The sequence below is a fragment of the Terrabacter lapilli genome (assembly GCF_039531305.1).
Taxonomy (GTDB): domain Bacteria; phylum Actinomycetota; class Actinomycetes; order Actinomycetales; family Dermatophilaceae; genus Terrabacter; species Terrabacter lapilli.
In genome coordinates, this window is the sequence record NZ_BAAAPU010000001.1 from 36,202 (window position 1) to 61,589 (window position 25,388).

Sequence of the window (25,388 nt, forward strand, 5' to 3'; positions counted from 1 at the left end):
GGGCCGACTCGCCCCTGACGCGGCCGCTCAGGGCGGGTCGTCGCCCCGGGCCCGCTCCTGCTCCACGAGCGCCTCGAGGTCCGACAGGCGGTGGCGGCCCTGCAGCGGCCGCGCCATGCGGTGGTTGCCCTCGAGGCGCTCGGCGTTGCGGTCGAGGTAGGCCCAGTAGCCCGCGGTGAACGGGCACGCGTCGTCGCCCACCCGTTTCCTCGGGTCGTAGCGGCAGCCGCCGCAGTAGTCGCTCATCCGGTCGATGTAGGCGCCGCCGGACACGTAGGGCTTGGTCGCCATGGCTCCGCCGTCGGCGTGCTGGCTCATGCCGACCACGTTCGGCGGCATGACCCAGTCGTAGCCGTCGACGAAGCGGGTCTGGAACCACTCGGTGAGCGCGTCCGGGTCGTAGCCTCGCTGGGCAGCCCAGTTGCCGAGCACCATGAGCCGCGGGATGTGGTGCACCCAGCCGCGGTCGCGCACCCCCTCCAGCACGTCCGACAGGCAGGCCGCCGTCACCCCGTCGGACTCGAGGTCGTCGAACCAGGCCGGGATGGTGGCCGTCGCGCCGAGCCCGTTGCGGTGCCGGTAGGACGGCCCGAAGTGCCAGTAGGTGTGCCAGACGTACTCGCGCCACCCGACCACCTGCCGCACGAACCCCTCGACCGAGGCCAGCGGTGCGTCCCCGTCGTGGAACGCCTGCACGGCACGCTCGGCCACCTCGACGGGGCTGAGCAGCCCGAGGTTGAGCGGCACGGAGAGCAGGCTGTGGGCCATCGTCCAGTCGCCCCGCAGCATCGCGTCCTCGTGTGGGCCGAACGCGCCGAGCCGGTGCGCGACGAAGCGCTCGAGCGCGGCCAGGGCCTCGCGCCGGGTGACGGCGAAGAGCCGCGGGCCGTCGTGCCCGACGGTCTCGAGACCCTCGTCGCGTTCCCAGCGGTCGAGGTCGTCACGCACCTCGGCGTCGATGTCGCTCTCGCGAGGCCGGTATGCCGCGGGTACGCCGAGCGTCCGCGCCCCCTTGGGCGGTGGCTCGCGGTTCTCGTCGTCGAACGACCAGCGCCCGCCCGTGGGCCGGTCGCCCTCGACGAGGAGGTCGAGCCGCTGGCGCTGGAACCGGTAGAAGTCCTCCATCCGCAGCTGTCGGCGGCCGCCGGCCCAGCGGGCGAACTCCTCGCGGGGCAGGCTGTAGCCGGGGGTGGGGTCGACGCCCTCGACCTCGCCCGTCCGTAGGCGGCGTCGCACGAAGGCATCGGCGGCGTACGACGTCGGCTCGTACACGCGTACCGGTTCGCCCAGCTGCGCGAGCGCCTCGCGGTAGGTGTCCGTGCGCAGGAGGAGGGCGGAGCCGCCGAGCTCGGCGGCCCGGTGACGCAGGGCGGAGAGGACCAGGTGCAGCTTCTGCCGGTGGTAGCGGCGCCGGCCCAGCGCGGCCCGGCTCTCGACGAGGAGCACCCCGTCGCGGCCCGTGGCGAAGTGCGGTCCGAGCTGGTCGGCGAAGAGCCACCGTCGTGTCACGCCGGCGTCATACCCGGCCCGACGGTGCTGGCTCGAGCCACGGGCCTCACGCGTCCGCGGTGAGCCGGCCGGCCCTGCGGGCGCGGTACGCGGCGGTGTGAGCGCGTGCGGCGCAACCGCCCTCGCAGAAACGGCGGGAGCGGTTGCGAGAGAGGTCGACGACGACGTCGTCGCAGTCGGCGGCCTCGCACACCCGAAGCCGGGCCAGCTCGCCGGCGCGCACGACGTCGATGACCGCGATCGCGGCCTCGACCGCCATCCGCTGGGCGAGCGGGGCATCGGCGGGCGTCGCGTGGACGTGCCAGCCCAGGCCGTCGTGGTCGACGAGCTGGGGCACCGCGCGGGCCTCACCGAGCAGCTCGTTGACGAGGGCCACGACCCCGGGCTCGTCGAGCTCCCAGAAGGCGCGCAGCCGGGGGCGGAGGGCGCGCACGGCCGCGAGCTCGGCGGCGTCACGGTCCAGGCGGCCGGTCCAGCCCTGGTCCCGGTAGAGCGACTCGAGCTCGTCCAGGGTGGTGAGCCGGTCGGGGTCGCTGTCGCCGGGGACGGATCCCGGCATGGTGTTGACCAGCGCGGCCGCGGCGGCGAGCGCCACCTCGGTGTCATGAGTGAAAAGCATGTTGACTCCTGACGCGGACGGTCGGTAACGTCATGATCGTAATGGCTTTCGGTGCTGACACGTCTCGGCGCGAGTGGATGGGGAACCTCATGTCAGAGCAGGTATCCGGCGCGGTGCGCCACCCCCTCACCGGCGTGGCGACCGCCCTCGCGTCGGCCGCGGCCTTCGCCACCTCGGGCGCGTTCGGCAAGTCGCTCCTCGTGGGCGGCTGGTCACCCGGGGCGGTCGTCACGATGCGCATCGCACTCGCTGCCGGAGTCCTGCTGGGTCCGGCCCTCTGGTCGCTGCGCGGCCGCTGGGGTGCGCTGCGGCGCAACGGGTGGCTCGTCGTGGGCTACGGCCTCACCGGTGTGGCCGGCTGCCAGCTCGCGTACTTCAACGCCGTGACGCACCTGTCGGTCGGTGTCGCGTTGCTGCTCGAGTACCTCGCGCCGGTCCTCATCGTCGGCTGGCTCTGGGCCCGGCACCGCCAGCGGCCACGGCGCCTGACCACGATCGGCGTGGCCCTCGCGGTCGCCGGCCTGCTCCTCGTGCTCGACGTGCTCGACGGGGGCAGCGTCAGCGCCGTCGGGGTCATGTGGGGCCTCGGTGCGGCCGTCTGCCTCGTCCTCTACTTCCTGCTGGCCGACCACGTGGGCGACGACCTGCCGCCGCTGGCGCTCGCAGGGGGCGGCCTGCTCGTCGGCGCGCTGTCCCTCGGACTCGCCGGCTGGGTCGGCGTCCTGCGGATGACCCGCGGCGCCCAGCAGGTGCCGCTCGGGGGAGTCGTGGTGCCGTGGTGGGTGCCGGTCCTGGTCATCGCACTGGTCGCGGCCGCCTTCGCCTACGTCGCGGGGATCGCAGCCGTGCGGCTGCTCGGTGCCAAGGTGGCCTCCTTCGTCGCGCTGACGGAGGTGCTCTTCGCGGTGCTCTTCGCCTGGCTCGTGCTCGCCGAGCTGCCGACCCTCGTCCAGCTCTTCGGCGGGGTGCTCATCGTGGCGGGCCTCGTGGCCGTGCGTGCCGACGAGGCGCGGCAACCGGAGCCCCAGGGTAGCGAGCAGATCCTGGCCCGACCCGTTCCCACGCCGTGAGCCCGGCCCCTGTCCGCCACCCCGGTCCGCCGCCCCGGTCGTCGGGTCCGCGAGGCCAGGGGAGATTTCCTCTGGGGCGCGCCGTCCCCTAAGATCGAGCAGTTGCCTCGGCGAGGGACGGTGCACGGCTGCTTCGGCAGGGCGTGACGGGGTCCGTGATCGACGCGGTGGCCTGACGTGGAGCACTCCACGGTCGGGTTCGCCTCTGCGTGCGGACCGCTCGGCCTTCCCGCTCCGTCACCGTTGAACCACCGCGCGTCGTCCCGCGTCGAGGCCGACCACCAGAGACTGCCTCACCCGAGATACCCAGGAGACCCCCGTGTCTGACAACACCAAGCTCGTCGCCGAGAAGCGCACCGACTTCGGCAAGGGCGCCGCCCGCAAGATCCGCCGCGCCGGCAACATCCCCGCCGTGATGTACGGCCACGGGACCGAGCCCGTGCACATCTCGCTCCCGGGCCACGACACGATGATGGCGCTCAAGCAGGCCAACGCCCTGCTCACCATCGTCATCGACGGCAGCGAGCAGCTCGCGCTCGCCAAGGACGTCCAGCGCGACCCGATCAAGCCGGTCATCGACCACGTCGACCTGGTCGTCGTCCGCAAGGGCGAGAAGGTCACGGTCGAGATCGCCGTGCACCTCGAGGGTGAGGCTGCCGCCGAGACGGTCGTCACGCTCGACCACAACGCCCTGCAGGTCGAGGTGCCCGCCACCGACATCCCCGAGAACGTCGTCGTCTCCGTCGAGGGCCTCGAGGCCGGCACGCAGATCCTCGCCGGCGCCGTGCAGCTGCCAGAGGGTGCCACGCTCGTCACCGACGCCGAGGCACTCGTCGTCAACGTCACCGCGGCCATCTCCGCCGAGGCCCTCGAGGCCGAGCTCTCCGAGGCCGAGGCCGAGGCCGGCATCGAGCGCGAGGAGTCCGACGAGGCCGCCGCGGCCGAGGCCGGCGAGGGTGCCGCCGAGGGCGAGGCTGCCGCCGAGGGCGAGCAGGCCTGAGCCACCCGAGCTCCCGTGGCGCCCCGCGCCACACCACGCGTACGCGGGCCCCGTCCGAGCACTGACTCGACGGGGCCCGCGCCCGCACCCGCACCTTCCCGAACCGACCACCGATCGAGGACCGCATGGACACCTGGCTCGTCGTCGGGCTCGGCAACCCCGGGCCCGCGTATGCCGGCAACCGGCACAACGTCGGCGCGATGACCGTCGACGAGGTCGCCGGCCGCGCCGTCGGGGGGCGCGCCACCCTCAAGGCGCACAAGGCTGCTCGCGCGCGCGCCGCAGAGGTCCGCCTGCGCGTCGGGGGCCCGAAGGTCGTCCTCACGGTGCCCTCGCTGTTCATGAACGAGTCCGGCTCGGCCGTCGCCGGGCTGGCGAAGTACTACGACGTGCCCACCGACCGGGTCGTCGTGCTCCACGACGAGCTCGACATCGACGCAGGCTTGGTGCGGCTCAAGAAGGGCGGCGGTGAGGGCGGCCACAACGGCCTGCGCTCCGTCTCCCGTTCCCTCGGCACCCGCGACTACCTGCGCGTGCGCCTCGGCATCGGCCGGCCCCCCGGGCGGCAGGACCCCGCCGACTTCGTCCTCAAGGACTTCTCCAAGGCCGAGCGGACCGAGGTCCTCCCCTTCCTGCTCGACGAGGGCGCCGACGCCGTCGAGGCGCTCATCGAGGTGGGGCTTCTCGACGCCCAGCAGCGCTTCCACGCCCCTCGCTGACGCGCGCCGATTCCCGTCCCCCCGGCGGCGGAGGCACGGTCTGGCCCTGACCGGCCCTGACCGGCGTGGCCCGGCGTAGGCCGCGTGGTGGGACGTGCGCCCAGCCCCTCGCTGTGACCGAAAGGCACCAACGGGCGGCCCGAGCCCAAAAGGCACCTTTACCATTCCCCGGACACCGTCCCGGAGCCGTCCTAGCATGAAGTCAATTCAGGGCGGGGTACCGACACGGAGCGCCGCCAGGGGGAGTCGCGGGGGGGCCGCGAGCCACGAAGACACCGTCACAGGTGTCCCAGCGTGGCGTAGATGCGACGTGTCCAGAAATGGACGTGCCGGGGGGACACATGGGTTTTCCATTGGGGCACAACAGTGCTCGACATGCAGACACGATCTGGTCGGGGGGCAGCGAGCATCGTCTCGGTGATGCTCGACTGGCGCGCCAGCTGGCCGACTCGGCAGGGCAGGTGCTGCTCGAGCTCCGGCACGAACACGCGGACCTGGAGCCGGCCGCGCTCAAGACAGCCGGCGACCTGAGGTCACAGGCGCACCTGGCGGCGGAGCTCGAGCGCCATCGCCCGGCGGACGCGGTGCTCAGCGAGGAGGCGGCCGACGACGCCACCCGGCTCGGCGCCGAGCGCGTCTGGATCATCGACCCGTTGGACGGCACGCGGGAGTTCTCCGAGATTTCCCGCGAGGACTGGGCGGTGCACGTCGCGCTCTGGGAGTCCGGGGACCTCGTCGCCGGCGCGGTGGCGCGTCCCGCCATGGGCGACACCCTGGCGACCGACCGACCGCCGGCGGTGCCGGACCGGGTCGGAGGCCCCCTGCGACTGGCCGTCAGCCGCACCCGGCCACCGGCTTTCGTGACCCGACTGGCTGATCGCCTCGGCGCCGAGCTGGTGCCGATGGGATCCGCCGGGGTCAAGGCGACGGCCGTGGTCGACGGCACGGTCGACGCCTACGTCCACGCCGGTGGGCAGTTCGAGTGGGACTCGGCCGCCCCCGTCGCCGTGGCCCGCAGCGCCGGGCTCCACACCAGCCGGATCGACGGGTCGCCGCTTCGCTACAACCGGGCGGACCCCCGGCTGCCCGACCTGCTCATCTGCCGTCCCGAGTACGCAGACCACCTGCTGTCAGTCATCGACGAGCTCACCAAGGGGGAGACACCGTGAAGCGGGAAGCGCCCGACTACCAGCTCAGCCAGCTCAAGATCCTCGAGGCCGAGGCCATCCACATCATGCGCGAGGTCGTCGCCGAGTTCGAGCGGCCCGTGCTGCTCTTCTCGGGGGGCAAGGACTCGATCGTCATGCTCCGCCTCGCCCAGAAGGCGTTCTACCCGGCGCGGATCCCCTTCCCGGTGATGCACGTCGACACGGGCCACAACTTCGAGGAGGTCCTGGAGTTCCGGGACCGCCGGGTCGCCGAGCTCGGGGTGCAGCTGATCGTCGCCAGCGTGGAGGAGGCGATCGCGAGCGGGCGTGTCACCCAGCCGAAGGACGGCACACGCAACCGCATCCAGACGCCCGTCCTGCTCGAGGCCCTCGAGAAGCACGCCTTCACGGCCATCTTCGGAGGTGCCCGACGCGATGAGGACAAGGCCCGCGCCAAGGAGCGGATCTTCTCCTTCCGCGACGAGTTCGGCCAGTGGGACCCGAAGAACCAGCGGCCGGAGCTGTGGAACCTCTTCAACGGGCGGATCAACTCGGGCGAGAGCATCCGCGTCTTCCCCCTCTCGAACTGGACCGAGCTCGACATCTGGCACTACATCCGCGAGGAGGGCATCGAGCTGCCCTCGATCTACTACGCGCACGACCGTGAGTGCTTCGAGAGCGACGGGATGCTCTATGCACTGCACGAGCACAAGCAGCCCCGAGCAGGTCAGCCCGTGTCGACGGTCCGGGTGCGCTACCGCACCGTCGGCGACGCGAGCCTGACAGCGGCCGTCCGCTCGGACGCCGACACCGTGGACAAGGTCATCGACGAGGTCGCCACGACGAGGGTCACCGAGCGTGGCGCCACCCGTGGCGACGACAAGTTCAGTGAAGCCGCAATGGAAGACCGCAAGCGTGAGGGGTACTTCTGATGGACATCCTGCGTTTCGCCACCGCCGGCTCCGTCGACGACGGCAAGTCCACCCTCATCGGGCGGCTGCTCTACGACACCAAGACCGCCTTCACCGACCAGATCGACGCCGTCGAGAGGGCAAGCCGCGACCGGGGCGACGAGCACGTCAACCTGGCGCTGCTCACCGACGGGTTGCGGGCCGAGCGCGAGCAGGGCATCACCATCGACGTGGCCTACCGCTACTTCGCCACGCCCAACCGCAAGTTCATCATCGCGGACACGCCGGGGCACATCCAGTACACCCGCAACATGGTGACCGGCGCCTCCACGGCCGACCTGGCGCTGGTCCTGGTCGATGCGCGGAAGGGACTGGTGGAGCAGAGCAGGCGGCACGCCTTCCTCGCCACGCTCCTGCAGGTGCCGCACCTCGTCCTGGTCGTCAACAAGATGGACCTCGTCGGCTTCTCCGAGGAGGTGTACGAGCAGATCCGGGACGAGTTCACCCAGTTCGCGGCCAAGCTGCGGGTGCCCGACCTCACGGTGATGCCGGTCTCGGCCCTCAACGGCGACAACGTCGTCACCCGCTCGGAGAACATGCCCTGGTACGACGGCCCCAGCCTGTTGCACCACCTCGAGAACGTCCACGTCGCCAGCGACCGCAACCTCATCGACGTCCGCTTCCCGGTGCAGTACGTGATCCGCCCGCAGTCCGACGCCTGGCACGACTACCGGGGGTACGCCGGCCAGGTGCTGGGCGGCATCCTCAAGAAGGGCGACGAGGTGATGGTGCTGCCCTCGGGCTTCACCAGCAGGATCCTCTCGGTCGAGACCGCTGACGGGGAGGTCGACGAGGCCTATCCGCCCATGTCGGTGACGGTTCGGCTCGAGGACGAGATCGACGTCTCCCGCGGGGACATGATCTGCCGCCCGAACAACCAGCCGACCGTCACCCAGGACCTCGACGCGATGATCTGCTGGATGGACGAGTCGTCCCCGCTGCGGCTGGGTGGCAAGTACTCGATCAAGCACACCACCCGCACCGCCCGGACCATCGTCAAGGACCTGCACTACCGCCTCGACATCAACACCCTGCACCGGGACGAGGAGGCGGCAGAGCTGGGACTCAACGAGATCGGCCGAGTCCGGCTGCGCACCACCGTCCCGCTGATGGCGGACGACTACTCACGCAACCGGAACACCGGTGGCTTCGTCCTGATCGACGAGGGGACCAACCGCACGGTGGCTGCCGGCATGATCGCGGACAACGTCCGGTGACCATCAAGCCCGGAGACGTCCAGGTCCCGCCGCAGCCGGAGAGGGCGGCAGCCGCCCGGGTCGTCGCCGGGCAGGGCCGCGGGTGGCGGCCGCTCACCATCGCGATGGTCGGCCAGAAGGGCCTGCCCGCGACGATGGGCGGTGTCGAGAAGCACGTCGAGGAGGTCGGCAGCCGGCTGGCGGCCCGTGGCCACGAGGTGATCGTCTTCTGTCGCTCGTCCTACGGTTCGAGCGCTCACCAGTCGTACCGGGGCATGACGCTGCTCGGCGCCCCGACCATCGGCACGAAGCACCTGGACGCCATCGTGCACAGCGCCACGTCGACGTGGCAGGCGCTGGCCCGGAGAGCCGACGTCGTGCACTACCACGCGCTCGGCCCGGGGCTGATGGCCCCGATGCCGCGATACCTCTCGCGTGCCGCCGTGGTGTTGACGGTGCACGGTCTGGACCACCAGCGTGACAAGTGGCAGGCGCCCGCCCGTGCCGTCCTCGGTGCCGCGCACTGGATGAGCGGCCGGGTGCCGAACCACACGGTGGTGGTGTCCCGCGACCTCGGCACGCACTACGGCGAGCACTTCCACAGGCCGGTGACCGTGATCCCCAACGGGGTCCCGACTCCCGTGCTCACCCAGGGCAGCGGCTTCGCGAGGTCCCTCGGTCTCGTCCCCGGCGAGTACGCGCTGTTCGTCGGTCGCCTCGTGCCCGAGAAGCGCCCGGACCTGCTCATCCGGGCCGCGCTGTCCAGCGACCGGATCCGCCAGGTCGCCATCGTGGGGGACTCGTCCTTCACGGAGGGGTACACCCTCGGCCTGCGCGAGCTGGCCGCAGGCGACCCGCGAATCGTCTTCCCGGGCTTCGTCGGGGGTCGAGAGCTCGAAGAGGTGTTCCAACGAGCCGGCGTCTTCGTGCAGCCCTCGGATCTCGAGGGACTGCCCCTGACCCTGCTCGAGGCCATCGCCAACCGGACGCCGGTGCTCGCGAGCGACATCGCCCCCCACCTCGAGATCCTGGGCGCGGGCTCCCCGGCGCACCGGACCTTCGCCCGAGGTGACGTGGGCTCCCTGCGGACGCAGCTGGAGCAGATGCTCGCCGGCGTGCCTGCCGGGTCCGGCGACGACCTGCGCGACCGCGTACTCGAGGACTACTCCTGGGACGCGGCCGTCGACAAGCTGGAGGAGCTCTACGTCCGTGCTGCGGGCGACCGGCCGCGGAGGGCGCCGTGACCATCACGACCGCGGCGCCCGTGCTGACGATGTCGGCGACGGAGACTCGCGACCTCGAGCTCGTCCTGGACGGGGTGCTGCCCAGCGGGCACCGGCTCGGCGGACCCGTGGAGCTCGCCCCGCCGCGGGCGGAGCGGCGGGCCTCGGTCCGTGCAGGACTGCTCGTGGACGCCGACCTCGCACGCGTGGCGACCGCGGCCGGCGGCCTGACGCTGGTCGACCAGGAACAGACGCCCCTGGCGTCCCTGACCGAGCTGCGCGCGAACCCCGGTGAGGCCGACGGCGGTCCGGTGCTGCTGACCGGGACGCTCGGACGTGAACGGCTGCGCGAGAGCGGAGCTGCTCGCGAGCTCGGCCTCCGGCTCTCGGCCTCGGCCGACGCGTACGACGGCCTGGTCGTGTTCGGCCGACCGGCCCTGCTGTCCGACGATCAACGCGTCGAGGGCTTCCTTCGGGACGTGTGCCGGGGCCGGCGGGCCGCCAGGGTCCTGGTGGCAGTCCCCGACCAGGCCGTCGACAGCGCCGGCGTCCCCACCCTGCTCACGGTCGAGCTCGCCTCCCAGAGGATGCGCCGGCTTGCCGGCGCGGCCACCGGGCTGCGCCTGGACGTCGCCACGACGCCGCTGCCGTGGCGCGACCCGGTCAGTGACCGGGCGCTCGTGGCGGCCCTGGCGAGCCATGTCGGCGCACGAGAGGTGCTGGTCCTCAGCGACCGCGTGCACCTCGACGAGGCGGCGCCGACCTGGCGAGAGGTGTCCGAGCGCCTGGACGACCAGACCGTCGGTCCGGCGGCCCTGCACCCGGCCGACCTCTCCGCCCTGAGCCGCTGGCGCCCGCCGCGCGCGCGCCGCGGTCTCGTCGTCATGCTCACGGGCCTGTCCGGCTCCGGCAAGTCCACCATCGCCCGGTCACTGGCCGCGCGGATCACGCAGCGGACCAGCCGCACCGTCTCGCTCCTGGACGGAGACGTCGTCAGGCAGCTGCTCTCGCACGGACTCGGTTTCGACCGCGAGTCGCGGCTGCTCAACGTCCGCCGGATCGGCTTCGTCGCGACCGAGGTCGCACGCCACGGGGGAGTGGCGATCTGCGCTCCGGTGGCCCCCTACGCGCAGGCTCGGGACGACGTCCGCGACATGGTCGGCCAGGTCGGGGACTTCGTCCTCGTCCACGTCAGCACGCCCCTGTCCGAGTGCGAGCGCCGGGACCTCAAGGGTCTCTACGCCAAGGCCAGGCAGGGACTCATTCCCAACTTCACCGGCATCTCGGACCCGTACGAGGTCCCCATGAACGCCGACGTCACGATCGACACGACGACAATGAGCACATCGGATGCCGTCGAGCAGCTGTTCGACTACCTGGCCGGCGGAGGCTGGCTGCAAGGGGGGACCTCATGACCATCGACTGGCTGATGGTGGCGGCCGCACTGGGGATCGGCATCGTCGTCGGCCTCACCGGCATGGGCGGCGGTGCGCTGATGACGCCCGTGCTCGTGCTGCTGTTCGGCGTGCCGCCCCTGACTGCCGTGTCCTCCGACCTCGTGGCTGCTGCCGTCATGAAACCGGTGGGATCGATCGTCCACCTGCGACGAGGGACCGTGAACCTCTCGCTCGTCAAGTGGCTCTGTGTCGGGTCGGTGCCCATGGCGTTCCTCGGTGTGATCGCCGTCAAGTCCCTCGGGACCGAGGCCGCGATCCAGCACACCATCCAGGTGGCGCTCGGGGTGGCGCTGCTCATCGCGGCCCTCGGGCTGGCCGTCCGTGCCTACACGAGGCTCCTCGAGCGCGCCCGGCGCCGCGACGGTGGCGCCGAACCACTGCCGCAGGAGCGCCCCCAGGTGGCGGTCCGCATACTCCCGACGGTCCTGGTGGGGGCGGTCGGAGGTCTCGTCGTCGGCATGACGTCGGTGGGCTCCGGCTCGCTCATCATCATCGCGCTGATGGCGCTCTACCCGATCCTCAAGGCCAGCCAGCTCGTCGGAACCGACCTCGTGCAGGCCGTGCCACTCGTCGCGGCTGCGGCCCTGGCGCACATCTTCTTCGGCGACTTCCAGCTGTCCCTGACCGCCTCACTGCTCATCGGTTGCGTGCCGGGAGCCTGGCTGGGAGCGAGGCTCTCCTCGCGCGCCCCCGGCGGCTTCATCCGACGGGTCCTGGCCTTCGTGCTCCTCGCCTCGGCGCTCAAGCTCCTCGGCCTGGGGACCGCGGCGACCGGCATCGTCCTGCTCGCCGCGCTGCTCGTGGCCCCCGTCGCCTGGATGGTGGTACGCCGGGCCAACGGCTTCCCCGCCCTGGCCCGCAGCCAGCGCCGGGCCAACGCACGCGCGGCCCTCGATCTCGCCCAGAAACGCCAGGCCGCCTGACGATGGGTCCGGACTCGTCCGTGGGGACGGCGACCTCGACGTCCGGCCGTCGCGTCGACAGCGACCGCATGGCGCGTGGGGGTGGGCTCAACCTGGTCGGGGCCATCATCCAGCAGTCGGCCCTGCTGGCCATCGTGACGATGCTGGCCCACGTCCTCGGCAAGGACGACGTCGGCCGCTACGCCGAGTGCTTCGCGCTGCTCTCCCTGCTCGGCCTGATGGCACTGGCCGGGTTCCGGTCCGGGCTGACCCGGTTCGTCGCGATCCACCTGGCCGACGCGGACGTCCCCCGCCTGCGCGGGACGATCCGGCTGGGGATGGGCATCACCGCCGGCGGCTCCTGTGCGCTCGCAGCAGCGCTGGCTCTGCTCGCGCCCACGGTTGCCCATGTGATGGGCGACGAACAGCTGGTCGCGGGGGTCCGCCTGGTCGCGCTGACGCTGCCGGCACACGCGTTGTCGGAGGCCGCCCTGGCGGCCACCCAGGGCTGGCGCACCCAGAAGGCGTACACCGTCGTCGGCCGCATCTTCGACCCGGTCCTGCGCCTGGCGCTCACGGCCGCGGCCCTGTGGCTGGGCTACGGCTACCTCGGGGCCATGTGGTCGCTGGCGATCGCGTCCTGGGTGACGGCCGTGCTGGCGCTGGCTGCGCTCTGGTTGCGCCTCAAGGACGTCCCGCACCAGCACGTCGTCTACCGGATCGGCGACGTCATGTCGTTCTCGATGGTCAGCTGGGCCTCGGCCCTCGCCGCCACCGGGTTGATCTGGGCGGACACCCTGATCCTCGGTGCCATGACCGACGCGGGCCAGGTCGGCGTCTACAACATCGCCACCAGACTCGTCACGCTCGCGGTCTTCGTGCTGCCGCCGATCACCGCTGCCTTCGGACCGCACATGGCCCACCTGCACCACTCCGGGGACCAGGTCGGGGCTGCCCGGGCCTACGGCAGCGCGACCCGCTGGACCCTGTTGCTGTCCATGCCGGCCTTCGTCGTGCTGCTGGTCTTCCCCCAGCAGATGCTGAAGGTCTTCGGCGGCGGGTTCACCGAGGGCGCGGTCGTCACGATGGTCCTCGCCTGCGGACAGCTCGTGGGCGCTGCCGCCGGGCCCTGTGGCGTCGTGCTCAACATGTCGGGACGTGTGGCCCTGAGCCTGCTCGACAACGCCCTCGTCCTGGTCGCCAACATCGGGCTCAACCTGCTGCTCATACCGCGCTGGGGGATCGTCGGAGCAGCAGTCGCGTGGAGCGCCTCGATCATCGCCGTGAATGCCGTCAAGGTGGTCCAGGCCCGGAGGATCGTCGGCATCCGTGCCGAAGGGGCCTCGACCGGCAAGATCCTGCTCGCGGCCCTTCCCGCGGCCGGGGCCGGCGTGCTGGTCAACCACCTCGTCGACGGCTGGGTCGCGTCGCTCGTCGTGGGGGCGGCCGCCTGCGGACTCGTGTACCTCGCCGGCATCGTGCTTCTCGGCCCGCACCCCGAGGACGTGCGGGTGTGGCGCCGGCTGACGACCCGCCTGGGCCGCCTGAGCCGGCGTGCCGCTTGAGCGACTGAATCCCGCACTGCGGCAGGCGAATCCGGCGCGGGCAAATCGCCCGCGCCGGATTCCTTCGCCGGGTGCCGGCTCAGCCCGGGTGCGTCGACCCGCAGCGTGCCTGCCGCCCCCGTCAGTACCCCAGGTCGCGCAGTGTCCGTCGAGACGTGAACCAGAACAGCGTCCGGACCAGCGGATCGAGCTCCGAACGGTAGGTCCCCACCCTCGAGGCGTACACGCTCCCGTCGGTCCCCGCCTTGTGGTTCCGGGCGGCGAGCTGTCGGTGGTAGCGCTCCGGGACGTCGTGCTTCTTGGTCGCGAAGTCGAGGATCTCGGGCTCCCACTCCTCACCCAGCCACTCGAGCAGCTGTCGCAAGGTCGCCTCGGTGTCGGCCACGAGCCGGTCGTAGCGCAGCTCGTGGTACGAGTCCTCACCCAGGGCCGACCCTGCGCCTCGTGCGGCGCTGATGTAGCGGGGCCACTTCACCGACGACTTCACGCTCGACCAGTAGCCGAACCGCTTGCGGTGCGAGACGGCCACGTCACGACCGTCCCGGATCACGTGCACGATCTGCGCGTCCGGGAAGACCTGCATCAGGAAGGGGATGTGCAACGCGTACCGCGGGCTCTTGTCCGCCCAGCGGGTCTTCCCCCTCGACCGCGCGTAGTCGCTCTGGATCCCCTCGAAGAACGACCGGATCCGGCGGAGCCACTCCTCCTGCGAGTAGCCGAACTGGGAGAGCCGCTTCCAGTCCGCCCCCACGATCCGCTCGAGGTCCTCGAGGAAGCGTGTCTCCGGGCCGCAGCTGATCTGCGAGTGGGAGTCGAGCATCAGCCGGAGCATCGTGGTGCCGGAGCGTTGGCACCCGACGATGAAGATCGGCCGGTGGTTGCTCTCAGACACGGCTGCTCGCTGCCTCGGACCCCGACTCCCGTCCGGCGTGTCCGAGGGGGTCCGAGTCCTCGTCGACGGCGGGCATCGACGATGCCACGACGGGGGACGGCTCACCCGTCGACGGCACGTGCCCGTTGACGGGCACGAGCTCGCTCTCGGGCTCGGTCTGCGTCTCGTCCGGGCCCGCTGTCTGCTCGTCGGCGGGGGCCTCGGTGGAGGCGCTCGTCACCCGGGTGCTGTGCAGGCGCTTCGTCACCTCGATCAGCAGGATGAGCAGGACGGCCAGGAAAAGGCCGACTCCGACGATGACGGGAAGGGCGGCAACGAGCGTGGCCTGCTTGTCCTCGGGGGTCGCCGGTCCGAGGTAGATCGTGCTGTCGGACGTGGCTGCAGCCTTGAGGGCCAGCGCATGACGCCACTCCGCCTGGGCCTGGGCCAGGTCACTGCTCGCCGCAACCTGGCGGGAGTTCAGGTCGTTGTACTCGGCCAGGATGGGCAGGAACGACGTGAGCGCCTTCTTGGCAGAGGCGATCGGCGCGTCCATCGCGGCGGCGCCGATGGCGTTGCCGGTCGCGCGCAACGTGGCCTGCTGCTGCTCCAGGCTCGCGACCTGGCTCAGCTGGTTCTGGTAGACCCGCGGCGGGTCGGCCATCTGGTACTTCTTCGCGAGGTCGTTGATGGCCGCGTTGGCCTCCGTCGCCGCTTCCTGGGCACGGTCACGCGTGGCGACCGCCTGGTCCGCGCGAACCGTGAACATCTGCCTCAGGGCCTCCTTGGCGGTGGCCTGGGCCACCCTGCCGGAGAGGTTGCGGTCGCGGCTGGTGAAGATGACCTGGACGTCGCTGCTCGCGCCGACCGGGTCCACCTGGACGCCGTCGGTCTGGTCGCTGGGGGAGACCCCGGTCTGCGCCTGCACCGCCTGACGGGTCTGCGGGCTCTGCGCCGCGGCCGTGAAGGCAGCGACGAACTGGCCCGTGGCCTGGGTTCCGGCGAAGGGGCTTCCCTCGCTGTTGACCAAGGAACCGGACGAGACGGTGGCGGTCGAGGTGTACGACGTCGGCGCCGAGAGGATGAGTGCGGCGGCCGCCAACCCGGCCAACACTGGCACGGCAACGAGGATCCACCACCGCCGGCGGGCGATGCGCAGGTAATCGATGATCTCCATGTTGTTCCTACTCTCTTCGGAATGACGTCGAAATACGGTTCGGGCAATCGCTGCGGTGCAGCCTCCGTGGCTCAGCGGTCGTAGTGCCAGGTGAATTCGACCCCCGGCATGGCTCGGAGCTGCTCGTTCAGTGGTGTGTAGTAGTCGGCGAGGCGGGCGAAGGTCTCGCGCGTCATCTCGCCGTAGGGTCGGTTGGCGTTGCGCGCCTCGAGCTGCTCGCTGCGGTGCGGCTCCAGCCCGAGGAAGGCGAAGACCCGATCCATCTGGCCGTGCGGATCGGCGAACAGCGCCTCACTCTGCACGACGAGGACCTGGTCCTGGCCGAAGAGGTCGTGGAAGGTCTGCAGCTGCTCGGCGTAGTGTCCGCGACGGAGGTAGGCGTGGTACCGCCAGTGGTCAGCGGGGTAGTCGGGATCGGCCACGATCCGAGCCTCTTCGCCCGCGAGACGTGACTCCTCGAGGTCGAGGGCTCGCTCGAACGGCTCGTCCTCGTGACCGCGCGCCACCTCGTACGCGTGGTGTGACCAGGCGCGCGCGACAGGGTCGCGCAGGCACATGACGATCTTCACGTCGGGCAGCGCGGCCCGAATTCGCTGCGGAGAGAGCGGGTGGAACATGTAGTACGGGCTGGACTCCCCGACGATGGCGTGGCCCTCGTCCACCTTCGGGAACTGGGCTGCGTACCAACGGAATCCGCGTCCGAAGTTCACGTCGAAGTAGTGAGTGCCCTTGCCCGACCGGCTCTCGCCCACCTGTGGGTGCAGGGTGATCCACTCGGCCAGCGAGGTCGAGCCTCCGCGCTTGGTGCCCACGACGAGGTAGCCCGGCAGCAGTCGCTCACCGCGCGCCAGTCGCGATTGCAGCACACCGATGGTGCTCCCCATGGCACGGCGTGACATCAAGGTCTTCCCCCCAGCAGCTCGAGCGCGTTCCCCCCACGGCCCTTGTGACCCCGGCGTCCCTCGAACTTTTTCGAGATTAACGCGCAGTTCGTCTTCGCACCGACGATTCGGCAACTCCACGAAAACCTCCAGAAAGGGCACGCCCTCGAGAACGCCGGAGTTACAGTCCTCGCGGGGGAGCCGGCGCGGGTTTGGCGCCCCGCCAACCACAGGACCGACCAGTGAGTTGCACCATGACGAGAACGAACGAGCTCACCGTGACCACGACGAGAGTCCACACCGCCCGCCACATCGTGCGAGATCTGGTGGTGTCAGCGGCCGCGGTCGGCGTCCTGGCCGGCTGCACGCAGGGCGTGGGGGCCACTGCGACGTTGCCGACGACGAGCGCCAGGACCCCGACGACCACGTCGGCCGAGGCTCCTAGCCCATCGACCACCACCCCGAGCGCTCCGACGTCCTCGCCGGCGACGCCCGCTCCGGCCCCCGAGGTCGGCAAGGCACTTGCCGCCGCCATCGACGACCTCTCGGCCAAGAAGCGCAACCTCGTCCGGCTCGATGCCGCACGGAAGCAGCTGGTCACGGGCAACGAGGCACTGCGGCAGGCTCGGATCGCCGTGACCGCCATGCGCAGCGACGTCTACGGCACCACGCGCAACTGCAGTGCGGCCTGGGTCCAGAACGGCATCATCCGCACCAAGGCCGGTGTGGCGAACGGCAGCGCGAACGCCGTCATGACCGTCGTCGGCTCCCGGCGGGCCCAGCTCGCGGTGCTGGCTCAGACCGCCACGACCGTGGAACGACAGGTGGCGGCCCAGCACTCGACGCTCGCGTCCCTCCCCAACGTCAAGGCGGCGGTGGAGGCAGCCCGGTCCACGGTCGTGACGGAGGGCAGTGCCACCACCAAGATCAACGAGGCAGCAATGTCCTTGCGCAGCAACGCAACTCAGGTCAGCGCGAGCGGATCGCAGATCATGGCGAAGACCTGCTGACGGCACACCGGCAGACTGGTGGGGCGGGCCGCACGGCGCGCCCCACTCGTCGTGGCGGGAGTCGTGGCGGGACCTTCGTCGGGCGAAGGTCGGCACGGCCCGTCCCAGCACGGATGCCCTTTGCCCGCTTTGTGCCCAGATGACCCCTGCGTGCAGGCCAGACGCGAAAACCACTGGGGCGCAAGGGTGGGCATCTTCTGCTGTTGCGCCACGGGCAGCCGTGGGCGGCGGGCATAGTGGACTCGCCAGGAGGTCGTGACAAACCTCGCCATGCAGTCACAGGGAAAGCACTCGGACCAGCATGTCAGCGAACATCACAGGGCATTGGACGTCAGCGTCCTCACCGCGCTCGGCCAACGGTCGTCACGAGAAGCCGAAACCGCGGAGGTCGGGGCTCACCATCGCGCTCCAGATCCTCCTGGTGGTCGTCGTCGCGGCCGCCGCGATCGTGAGCGGCCTCAGCTTCGTCGACGGCAACAAGACCCTCGCCGTGCTTCCCATCATCGCCATGGTCGCCATCGGGCTGGGCCTGCTGGCCCTGACCCCGTTCTCGGCGTTCGTGCTGCTGCTCCTGGCCGTGCGTCCGACCCTGGACCTGTTGAAGCTGAGCTCCAACGCGACCGGGACGGCGGCCGGCAACACCGCCTCCCAACGAGGGCTCGATCCCTCCAGCATCCTCGGGGTGCTGTTCCTCCTGGCCGCGCTCCTCTGGTTGGCAGGTCGCGCACGCAGTGGACACCTCGTCCCCGGCTCGCGGCTGCGGACGGCGATGCTCGCCTTCCTGGCCTCGTGCGCGCTGAGCGTCGTCGGGTCCGTCCAACCGCAGGCCAGCGTGCTGGAGGTGCTGCGAATCGCCACCGTGGTGATGATGTTCGTCGTCCTCGAGCAGCTCATCACGTCGCGGACCATGATGATCCGCGTCGTGGTCACCTGCTACGTGGCGATGCTCATCCCGCTGGCCTACACGCTCTTCGGGATCGTCACCGGCTCGCCCAGCTCCGAGGTCCGGGGCAGCTTCACGCGGCTCACCGGTCCGTTCAACCAGTCGAACACCTTCGCGCGCTACCTGGCGTTCCTGCTGGTCTTCGGGATCGCGATCTACCCGTACGTGAGGCCGAAGCTCAAGCTCCTGTTCGTCGGGATGCTCGGTCTCGCATCGGTGTTCATGCTGCTGACGCTGACGCGTACGGCCATCCTCGGCTCGGTCGCCGGACTCGTCGTGCTGGCCGTGGTGCAGAAGCGCAAGGGCCTGATCGCGGGCCTGGTCGCGATGGCCCTCGCGGCGCTCATCCTCCTGCCCGGCGTGGCGGCCCGCTTCGGGACCCTCGATGCCCAGAGCACGCCGGAGGGGACACCGACCGGCAACACGTTGGTGTGGCGCCTGCACTACTGGACCGAGGTCATCCCGCTCGCCAACGCCAACCCCGTCACCGGCATCGGCCTGGCCTCCACGCAGTACGAGACGGACGCAGCCAAGCAGCCGCACAACGACTTCATCCGCGCGTACGTGGAGACCGGCCTCGTGGGACTGGCCTGCTACGTGTGCATGCTCGCTGCCCTGGTGGGCAATGCGCGCCGGGCCGTGCAACGAGCGCCGAAGAACACCCTCGAGAGCGGGGTGGCCGCCGGCGCGCTCGCAGTGGCTGTCTGTTTCGTGCTGAGCAGCATGGCGGCCAACGTCATGTCGAACGTGGTGAGCCTGTGGTACCTGATCGCCTTCGCGGGGGCCGCGGCGTACGTCTCACGGACGTATGCCCCCGGACCGGGCGCGAGCGACCAGCTGCAGAGCAGGCCCGACGCCGGCGTGGTGTCCTCCCGCCCGCACTGACCCAGTACTGCCGCGGCACACCTCCTCGCCGAGCGTCGGCGCACGACGCCGAGAGCGCTTTTCCGGCCGATGTCTCCAAGGCCACGCAAACGCATATGGGGCGAAGAGGACGACTTTTCAGGGAATTCCCAGCGAGCGCCCCCACCGCCTTCTGGCCGTCATATGGTCAAGCAGTCCGAAGCGTTGCCAGCGTTGCCCGGGAGCGTCCGTCGAGGGGGTCGACGCACTCCGGCCAGGGGGCGGGCGGCAGGTTGCCCGGGGGCTCGACAAGGGGGGAAACATGGGGAAGAGGACTCGTTTCAGGCTGGTCGCGACCGCGGGGGCGGCACTCGTTGCGCTGGCTCCGGCGGCATATGCGGCCACCACGACGGTCAGCGCGACGTCCGAGACGATCGACCGGAAGCCGGCCGGCACGAACGACGCGGACGACCCGGCGTTCTGGGTCCATCCGAGCGACCCGGCCAAGAGCCTGGTGATCGGGACGGTGAAGGAAGCCGGGGTGGACGTCTACCGCCCGGACGGCTCACTGGTGCAGTCGGTGCCGATCCCGTCCGGCAGCCGCTACAACAACATCGAGGTCATCTACGACATCGACCTCGGCGGGGTCACGCGTGACCTCGCCGTGCTGAGCGACCGCGGCACCGACAAGCTGCACGTCTTCGCCATCAACGGCAGCAGCGCGACTGCGCCGCTCAGCGAGGTCACCGCGAGCTCCGCTCCGCTCGTCTTCGGCGGAAGCAGGAAGATCAACTCGAAGACCGCCTACGGACTCGCCGGATGGCGCAACCGCGCCACCGGGAAGGCGGAGGTGTTCGTCACCCAGGAGAACACCACCAACCTGGCCAAGCTCGTCCTCACCGACGCCGGTGGCGGCAAGGTGAGCTACCAGAAGGTGGCCTCGCTCAGCCTGCCCGACCACTTCACCCTGCCGAACGGGACCACCTGGAAGCCCTGCTTCAACCCGAGGCATCCCGACTGGGTGGCGCACGCGGAGGGCATGGTCGTCGACCCGGACACGGGGACGCTCTGGGCAGACCAGGAGATCGTCGGCCTGTGGAAGATGAGCACCGACCTCACCAACCCGGTGCTCGTGCACAAGCTGACTCGCTTCGGCCAGAAGTACACCGTGGTCAACGACCGGTGCAAGATCGACTCGAGCTCTCCCAGCTATGGCGAGCCGTACCTGCCGGGTGACCTCGAGGGCATCGGCCTCTACCGGGCCGGCACGACCTCCAACGGCTACCTCCTCATCTCGAACCAGCAGAAGTCGATCTTCACCGTCTTCAGTCGCAACGGCTCGAGCTACCTGGGAACGCTGGCCATCGGCGGGGGTGCCTTCGACGCGGTCGAGGCCACCGACGGCCTCGACGTCATCAACGTGAACATGGGCCCGAAGTACCCGCAGGGGATGCTCGTCACCCAGGACGGGAAGGACGCGCCGGAGGGCGGGACCAACTTCAAGTTCACCCCGTGGCAGAGCGTGGCGAACGCCATGCGTCTCGTGGTCGACACCTCGGGCAGCCCACGCCGCTGACGAACGGGCCGGCGGCGGCACCCTGGTCGCTCGACGCCAGGGCACCACAACTTCGACCTCCCGCTGCGCGCAGCGGGAGGTCGGGGAGCAGACGGCAGTCAACGATGGTGGAGCCCCCGTGGCGCCACCCAGATCGCCACAGGAGGCGACATGCGAAGAGGTATGGCAATCATGGGCGTCGTCGCGGCAGCGGCCGCTGTCACGGGCCTGGCGCCGCCGGCGCAGGCGGCCGTGAGCTACCGGGTCACGGTGACCTGCACGGTCCCCAGCTCGCAGCCGGAGCGACAGCTGGCACCGAACTCGTGCCTGAACTACCTGCCGGACGGCACGCAGACGTACACCGCGAAGGTACGCGACAGCAGCGGGTCACCGGTCCGCGGCATCGTCGTGACGTGGACCGACTCGGACTCACAGGACGCGCTGTTCCGGCTCAACCAGAACCCCTGCGTCACGAACTCTGCCGGATCGTGCTCGGCCGAGCTGGTCGACCGACACCCCAAGGCGGCCGAGAAGATCACCGTGACCGCCTCCGTGAAGGGGGCCTCCGGCACCGGCTACCTGACGTTCAAGCGCTGAGCGTCGGCGACACGAGAGAGCCCCCCGCCCGTGGGCGGGGGGCTCTCTCGTGTCGCGCTCGGCGACCGGCGGTCGCTCAGGGCGTGGGCGTCACTTCGCCGGGAACTTCGCCAGGTGGGCAACCGCCTGTCCGGAGACGTGCGTGAAGTCGCCGCCGACCCAGAGGTCGTGGGTGCTCGGGTCGACCACGGCCGCAAGGACGCCGAACGGGCTGTCCAGGCTGGGCGCCCACGAGGTGACCTGCCCACCGGACACGGAGACCTCGATCAGCTTGCGCCTCGAGAGGTTCTGGTCGCACTTGAACGGTGCGCCGGAGCCGGTGTTGCCGACGCAGTAGTTGGTGAAGTGGCCACCGCCGTAGACGGAGTCGCCGTCGACGGCGACAGCCTGCACGTCGCCGTCCAGCTGGTACACGGGCTGCTTCAGGGTGCCGTCCTGGTTGAGCAGCAGGAGGTGGCCCCCCGAGCCGGCCTGGCCGACATACACGCCGTTCGCGTCGGTCACGAGGTCGAGGACGCCGAACACCGAGTGCGGGGCGAAGCCGTCGTCGATCTTGCCGGTGCTGGAGTCGACGGCTCCGAGGTACTGGTAGGCGCCCAGACCGTTGAGGGTGGTGAAGAGCCCCCCTGCGTAGACCCGCCCTCCGTCGGCGCTGAGCGCCAGGGCGTTCACCTTGCCGTTGGCCTTGGGCTGCCAGCCGGAGCTGAGGGCGCCGGTGGAGAGGGAGAAGGCCGCCAGCTTGGCGCGGCTGGCGGCACCGACCTTGGCGAAGTCGCCGCCGGCATACAGGGTGGTCGAGGACGTCACGAGCGCCCGCACCGTCTTGTTCACCACCGGGTTGAACGACTGCACCTGTGCAGTTGAGGCGCTCAGGGCCGCCAGGTAGCTTCGGCTGGCGCTCCCGACGCTGGTGAAGGACCCGCCGACGTAGACGGTGGAGCCCGCCACCGCGATCGACAGGACCTCGCCGTTTGCCGGCGCGGTCCAGGACGTCAGGTCACAGGTGGCGACGTCGATGGCGGCCAGCCGGGTCCTCGCCCGTGCCACTCCGCTGCGGTCCTGGACCGAGGTGAAGGTGCCCCCGATGAACAGGGTCCCGTTGCTGATGGCCATGGCGCTGACGCGCCCGTTCGGCTGGGCGCACGGCCGAACGGCGGTCGGCGCGACGGCAGCGTCGGCGGCGGATGCCCCCAGCGCCACCAGTGCCGCGGCGCATACCGCGGCAAGCGTGAATCGAGTACGCATGTGGTTCCCCCCAGATAAGAGACTTGCTCTGCGATGGACCGTCGGTGCACGAGCGGACAGCACGGCCCTCTCAGCAAATTAACAGTCCGGCTCGCCGCATGGCCCCAGATACGAAGCGCAAATTGAATACCATTTCCCAACTCGGGAAAGGAGGAGCGCCAAGTCGTATTTAACCGACGTGCCCTTTTTATCAAAGCTTGTGGTGTTCTCTGTCCGACTTTTGCCAAAGCGCGATTCATTTCCGCCTGGCTTGGCTAAAGTCCCATTTCAGGGTCCTGGGGGGGACCGGTGGGCGCCGGCTGGTGCACCACCTGGGGGAGGCGGGCCGAGGCCCGCTCGTAGCTGGGGGAGCGTTCATGAGTGCGTCTCGTCTGCGTGCATCTGGTCGACCTGGGCCGAGCAGGGCGGGAACGTCCGGACGACCACGCCTGGGCGGGCTCGCCCTGGCGAGCGCGGCCACGACGACGCTCGTCGTCGTCGCGGCGGCGCTGGCGGCGACGGTACCGACCGCGTCGGCCGCACCGGTCCTGCCGCCGGGTCCTGCTCTCTCGCTCACGGCCGACAGCTCGTTCTGGGGCGCCAACGGTCGGGTCGACGACATCGTCTCCAACGGGACCAAGGCGTGGATCGCGGGCGGCTTCGACTACGTGGGTCCGAACACGGGCCGGGCGGTGACGGTCGACTCCAGCTCGGGCGCCACCGTGCCCTCCTCGAACATCGTCGACGGAACGGTCAACGCCTCCGCGCCCGACGGCAAGGGGGGCTACTACCTGGCCGGTGACTTCTCCAGGGTGTCCGACCTGCGTCGGCAGGGCCTGGTGCACATCAAGCCCGACGCAACCGTCGACCGTTCCTGGCCGGCGTCCGCGGTGACGACGACCGTGACGGTGGGCGGGGTGGCCAAGTCGCAGACCGGTTCCGTCACGTCGATCGCCGTCGCGGGCGACCGCCTCATCATCGGAGGGGACTTCGACGCGGTCAACGGCGTGCCTTCGTCACGCCTGGCCGCGATAGGGCTGGACGGCAACGTCATCTCCACGTGGCGGGCATCGGCGAACGCCCCGGTCAACGCCGTCGCAGTCGCCGGCGACAGCGTCTACGTGGGGGGCTCGTTCACCAACCTCAACGGAGCGGGCCGCGGCCACCTCTCGCGGTTGCGCCTGCTCGACGGAGCGACGGACCCGACCTTCACGGCGACGACGAACGGTGCGGTCTACGCGCTCGACGTCCGCGCGGGGGCGACGAGGGCCCAGGACAGGGTGAAGCTCGGCGGTGACTTCACGGCGGTCACCGGCTCGGGCGTCACCTCCACCCGCACGCGCATCGCCTCTGTCGACGGGAACGGCGCGATCACCTCGTGGGCGCCGTCGGCCAACGGGCCGGTCAGGGCGGTCACGACCGACACCGCAACAGGCACCACCTTCGTGGGTGGGACGTTCAGCCAGCTGAACGGGCAGAACCGCACCCAGGTCGGCGCCTACGACGCCGCGGGGGCCTTGACCGGCTTCAACGCCGCACTCGCGGGATGCCAGGCTCCGCACACGCTCAAGTCGACCTACACCCTCCCGCCCTGCACGGTGGAGGTCCAGGCGCTGCAGGTGGCGGCCGGAACGGTCTTCGTCGGTGGTGTGTTCACGACGAGCCAGGGCAGCCTGCGCCATGACGCGGCGTCGTACTCGGTCGCCACCGGCCAGCTCACCTCGTGGCTCCCGATGCCGGGGGCGCGGGTGCGCACGTTCACGAACCTCGGCAGCACCACCGTCATGGGCGGCGACTTCGTGAGCGCCGGCGGCCAGTACCGTCGGGGCGTCGCCAAGATCGACCTCGCCACCGGGACGCTCGATCCCACCTTCAGGGCGGACGCCGACAACATGGTGCTCGACCTCGAGCTGACGGCGGACCGGACCAAGCTCTACCTCGGCGGCACGTTCAAGTCCGTCAACGGGGTGACGCGTCAACGGCTCGCCGCCGTCGACGCCAACACCGGGGCGCTGGTCACGGGCTTCGCGCCGAAGGTCAACAAGGACGTCTACACCATCGCGGTCCGGCAGGGCTACGTCTACCTCGGAGGCCAGTTCACCGCCATCGGCGCCGTGACGCGCCAGCATGCCGCCCGGATCTCCGCGCTCAACGGCTCGGTCGACACCACCTGGACCGCCGACACCAACGGACCCACCGGAACGACCTACCACGAGGGCATGGTCCTGTCCCTGGCCGTCGCTCCCGACAACTCGCGGGTCTTCCTCGCCGGACCGTTCAAGACCGTCAACGGGGTGGCACTCCCGGACGGCATCGTGGCCCTCAGCGGGGCCACCGGGGCGGTGCTGCCCCGCCAGCTGGGAGGAGTCCAGAGCTGTGGGACCTACCACTGGGTCGTCGCCCTCAAGCTCAGTGACGACGGCCAGCGCCTCTACGGAGGCGACGTCTGTCCCGACTGGATCTACCAGTGGGACGCGGTCAACCTCTCGCAGACCAAGGCCAACGGCCTCAACTGGGACACGGCCTGCAACGGCGGCATGCAGGGAGCCCTTGAGGTCAACGGCACCTTCTACTACGGCACGCACGGTGGCACCAAGGGCAGCGGCGGCTACTGCTGGCAGTCCCCGAGCAACACCACGGAGATCGCCCAGCAACGGTTCTTCGCCTTCCGGGCCGGCGACGGGGCGCTGACCGACTACGCCCCCCAGTTCGACTCACCGATGGGCGTGTGGTCCTTCGCCGCGATCCCGCAGGGCCTGCTGGTCGGCGGTGACTTCACGGTCGCCGGTGACCGCAACACCGTGGCGCAGGGACTGACCCTGTTCCGCGGCACGCCCTGACGCCCGACCCAGGTCGGAGAGACCGGGCCCGGCGGGCGCGCCAACCGCTCCCGCCGGGCCTCGCCGGT

At 70.6% G+C, this 25,388-nt stretch carries 21 protein-coding genes; 15 read left to right on the forward strand and 6 right to left on the reverse strand.

Annotated features, from left to right (window positions below):
* Window positions 1-27: 27 nt before the first annotated feature.
* Window positions 28-1,509: a cryptochrome/photolyase family protein gene (locus tag ABD241_RS00150; RefSeq protein WP_344057242.1), complete on the reverse strand. Its 1,482-nt coding sequence runs from the start codon at window positions 1,507-1,509 to the stop codon at window positions 28-30.
* Between the two features lie 46 nt (window positions 1,510-1,555).
* Window positions 1,556-2,128, reverse strand: coding sequence for a CGNR zinc finger domain-containing protein (locus ABD241_RS00155; RefSeq protein WP_344057243.1), 573 nt, complete (start codon window positions 2,126-2,128; stop codon window positions 1,556-1,558).
* An 89-nt stretch (window positions 2,129-2,217) separates the two neighbouring features.
* Here ABD241_RS00155 and ABD241_RS00160 point away from each other — a divergent pair, with 89 nt between their 5' ends.
* From ABD241_RS00160 to ABD241_RS00205, 10 genes are all read left to right on the forward strand, one after another.
* A complete protein-coding gene (locus ABD241_RS00160) occupies window positions 2,218-3,198 on the forward strand; it encodes an EamA family transporter (RefSeq protein WP_344057244.1) in 981 nt (326 codons plus the stop codon).
* Window positions 3,199-3,517: 319 nt separating this feature from the next.
* Window positions 3,518-4,198 (forward strand): 50S ribosomal protein L25/general stress protein Ctc, encoded by a 681-nt coding sequence (locus tag ABD241_RS00165; protein ID WP_344057245.1) that lies wholly within the window; start codon window positions 3,518-3,520, stop codon window positions 4,196-4,198.
* A gap of 125 nt (window positions 4,199-4,323) precedes the next feature.
* Window positions 4,324-4,917, forward strand: a complete 594-nt coding sequence (pth, locus tag ABD241_RS00170; protein WP_344057246.1) for an aminoacyl-tRNA hydrolase — start codon at window positions 4,324-4,326, stop codon at window positions 4,915-4,917.
* A 341-nt stretch (window positions 4,918-5,258) separates the two neighbouring features.
* Window positions 5,259-6,086, forward strand: coding sequence for a 3'(2'),5'-bisphosphate nucleotidase CysQ (locus ABD241_RS00175; RefSeq protein ID WP_425580632.1), 828 nt, complete (start codon window positions 5,259-5,261; stop codon window positions 6,084-6,086).
* Between the two features lie 65 nt (window positions 6,087-6,151).
* Entirely contained in the window at window positions 6,152-6,997 is an 846-nt protein-coding gene (gene cysD / locus ABD241_RS00180; protein WP_344057646.1) for a sulfate adenylyltransferase subunit CysD, read from the forward strand.
* Window positions 6,997-8,253 (forward strand): sulfate adenylyltransferase subunit 1, encoded by a 1,257-nt coding sequence (locus ABD241_RS00185; protein ID WP_344057247.1) that lies wholly within the window; start codon window positions 6,997-6,999, stop codon window positions 8,251-8,253. The genes cysD and ABD241_RS00185 overlap by 1 nt, the downstream gene beginning before the upstream one ends.
* Window positions 8,250-9,476 (forward strand): glycosyltransferase family 4 protein, encoded by a 1,227-nt coding sequence (locus ABD241_RS00190; protein ID WP_344057248.1) that lies wholly within the window; start codon window positions 8,250-8,252, stop codon window positions 9,474-9,476. Before ABD241_RS00185 ends, ABD241_RS00190 begins: the two co-directional genes overlap by 4 nt.
* Window positions 9,473-10,870, forward strand: a complete 1,398-nt coding sequence (gene cysC / locus ABD241_RS00195) for an adenylyl-sulfate kinase (RefSeq protein ID WP_344057249.1) — start codon at window positions 9,473-9,475, stop codon at window positions 10,868-10,870. The genes ABD241_RS00190 and cysC overlap by 4 nt, the downstream gene beginning before the upstream one ends.
* On the forward strand, window positions 10,867-11,835 hold the full coding sequence (locus tag ABD241_RS00200) for a sulfite exporter TauE/SafE family protein (protein WP_344057250.1): 969 nt from the start codon (window positions 10,867-10,869) through the stop codon (window positions 11,833-11,835). Before cysC ends, ABD241_RS00200 begins: the two co-directional genes overlap by 4 nt.
* A 20-nt stretch (window positions 11,836-11,855) precedes the next feature.
* Window positions 11,856-13,379 carry a flippase gene (locus ABD241_RS00205; RefSeq protein WP_344057251.1) on the forward strand — a complete coding sequence of 508 codons (1,524 nt, stop codon included), beginning with the start codon at window positions 11,856-11,858 and terminating at the stop codon, window positions 13,377-13,379.
* Between the two features lie 121 nt (window positions 13,380-13,500).
* Here ABD241_RS00205 and ABD241_RS00210 read toward each other — a convergent pair whose 3' ends face one another.
* The 3 genes from ABD241_RS00210 to ABD241_RS00220 form a co-directional block, all read right to left on the reverse strand.
* On the reverse strand, window positions 13,501-14,271 hold the full coding sequence (locus tag ABD241_RS00210; RefSeq protein WP_344057252.1) for a sulfotransferase family protein: 771 nt from the start codon (window positions 14,269-14,271) through the stop codon (window positions 13,501-13,503).
* Window positions 14,264-15,427 carry a Wzz/FepE/Etk N-terminal domain-containing protein gene (locus ABD241_RS00215; protein WP_344057253.1) on the reverse strand — a complete coding sequence of 388 codons (1,164 nt, stop codon included), beginning with the start codon at window positions 15,425-15,427 and terminating at the stop codon, window positions 14,264-14,266. The genes ABD241_RS00210 and ABD241_RS00215 overlap by 8 nt, the downstream gene beginning before the upstream one ends.
* Before the next feature lie 71 nt (window positions 15,428-15,498).
* Complete coding sequence (locus tag ABD241_RS00220) at window positions 15,499-16,326, reverse strand: sulfotransferase family protein (RefSeq protein WP_344057254.1); 828 nt, start codon at window positions 16,324-16,326, stop codon at window positions 15,499-15,501.
* A 236-nt stretch (window positions 16,327-16,562) separates the two neighbouring features.
* Here ABD241_RS00220 and ABD241_RS00225 point away from each other — a divergent pair, with 236 nt between their 5' ends.
* From ABD241_RS00225 to ABD241_RS00240, 4 genes are all read left to right on the forward strand, one after another.
* Entirely contained in the window at window positions 16,563-17,318 is a 756-nt protein-coding gene (locus tag ABD241_RS00225) for a hypothetical protein (protein ID WP_344057255.1), read from the forward strand.
* Between the two features lie 301 nt (window positions 17,319-17,619).
* A complete protein-coding gene (locus ABD241_RS00230; protein WP_344057256.1) occupies window positions 17,620-19,146 on the forward strand; it encodes an O-antigen ligase family protein in 1,527 nt (508 codons plus the stop codon).
* Between the two features lie 280 nt (window positions 19,147-19,426).
* Window positions 19,427-20,680: a phytase gene (locus ABD241_RS00235; RefSeq protein WP_344057258.1), complete on the forward strand. Its 1,254-nt coding sequence runs from the start codon at window positions 19,427-19,429 to the stop codon at window positions 20,678-20,680.
* 162 nt (window positions 20,681-20,842) lie between these two features.
* The gene (locus ABD241_RS00240) at window positions 20,843-21,256 is read left to right on the forward strand and encodes an Ig-like domain-containing protein (RefSeq protein WP_344057259.1); all 414 of its coding nucleotides are present in this window, start codon (window positions 20,843-20,845) and stop codon (window positions 21,254-21,256) included.
* Between the two features lie 90 nt (window positions 21,257-21,346).
* On the opposite strand, the gene ABD241_RS00245 is transcribed toward ABD241_RS00240, so the two are convergent.
* Entirely contained in the window at window positions 21,347-22,369 is a 1,023-nt protein-coding gene (locus ABD241_RS00245; RefSeq protein ID WP_344057260.1) for an NHL repeat-containing protein, read from the reverse strand.
* Between the two features lie 488 nt (window positions 22,370-22,857).
* On the opposite strand from ABD241_RS00245, the gene ABD241_RS00250 reads away from it, so the two are divergent.
* Window positions 22,858-25,320, forward strand: a complete 2,463-nt coding sequence (locus tag ABD241_RS00250) for a hypothetical protein (RefSeq protein ID WP_344057261.1) — start codon at window positions 22,858-22,860, stop codon at window positions 25,318-25,320.
* Window positions 25,321-25,388: the final 68 nt, after the last annotated feature.

Coding starts and splice junctions, on each gene's coding strand:
- ABD241_RS00155 (WP_344057243.1), bottom strand. CDS start 2,128: ATGCTTTTCACTCATGACACCGAGGTGGCGCTCGCCGCCGCGGCCGCG.
- ABD241_RS00160 (WP_344057244.1), top strand. CDS start 2,218: ATGTCAGAGCAGGTATCCGGCGCGGTGCGCCACCCCCTCACCGGCGTG.
- pth (WP_344057246.1), top strand. CDS start 4,324: ATGGACACCTGGCTCGTCGTCGGGCTCGGCAACCCCGGGCCCGCGTAT.
- ABD241_RS00175 (WP_425580632.1), top strand. CDS start 5,259: ATGGGTTTTCCATTGGGGCACAACAGTGCTCGACATGCAGACACGATC.
- cysD (WP_344057646.1), top strand. CDS start 6,152: ATGCGCGAGGTCGTCGCCGAGTTCGAGCGGCCCGTGCTGCTCTTCTCG.
- ABD241_RS00185 (WP_344057247.1), top strand. CDS start 6,997: ATGGACATCCTGCGTTTCGCCACCGCCGGCTCCGTCGACGACGGCAAG.
- ABD241_RS00200 (WP_344057250.1), top strand. CDS start 10,867: ATGACCATCGACTGGCTGATGGTGGCGGCCGCACTGGGGATCGGCATC.
- ABD241_RS00215 (WP_344057253.1), bottom strand. CDS start 15,427: ATGGAGATCATCGATTACCTGCGCATCGCCCGCCGGCGGTGGTGGATC.
- ABD241_RS00220 (WP_344057254.1), bottom strand. CDS start 16,326: ATGTCACGCCGTGCCATGGGGAGCACCATCGGTGTGCTGCAATCGCGA.
- ABD241_RS00225 (WP_344057255.1), top strand. CDS start 16,563: ATGACGAGAACGAACGAGCTCACCGTGACCACGACGAGAGTCCACACC.
- ABD241_RS00230 (WP_344057256.1), top strand. CDS start 17,620: ATGTCAGCGAACATCACAGGGCATTGGACGTCAGCGTCCTCACCGCGC.
- ABD241_RS00235 (WP_344057258.1), top strand. CDS start 19,427: ATGGGGAAGAGGACTCGTTTCAGGCTGGTCGCGACCGCGGGGGCGGCA.
- ABD241_RS00240 (WP_344057259.1), top strand. CDS start 20,843: ATGGCAATCATGGGCGTCGTCGCGGCAGCGGCCGCTGTCACGGGCCTG.
- ABD241_RS00245 (WP_344057260.1), bottom strand. CDS start 22,369: ATGGCCATCAGCAACGGGACCCTGTTCATCGGGGGCACCTTCACCTCG.
- ABD241_RS00250 (WP_344057261.1), top strand. CDS start 22,858: ATGAGTGCGTCTCGTCTGCGTGCATCTGGTCGACCTGGGCCGAGCAGG.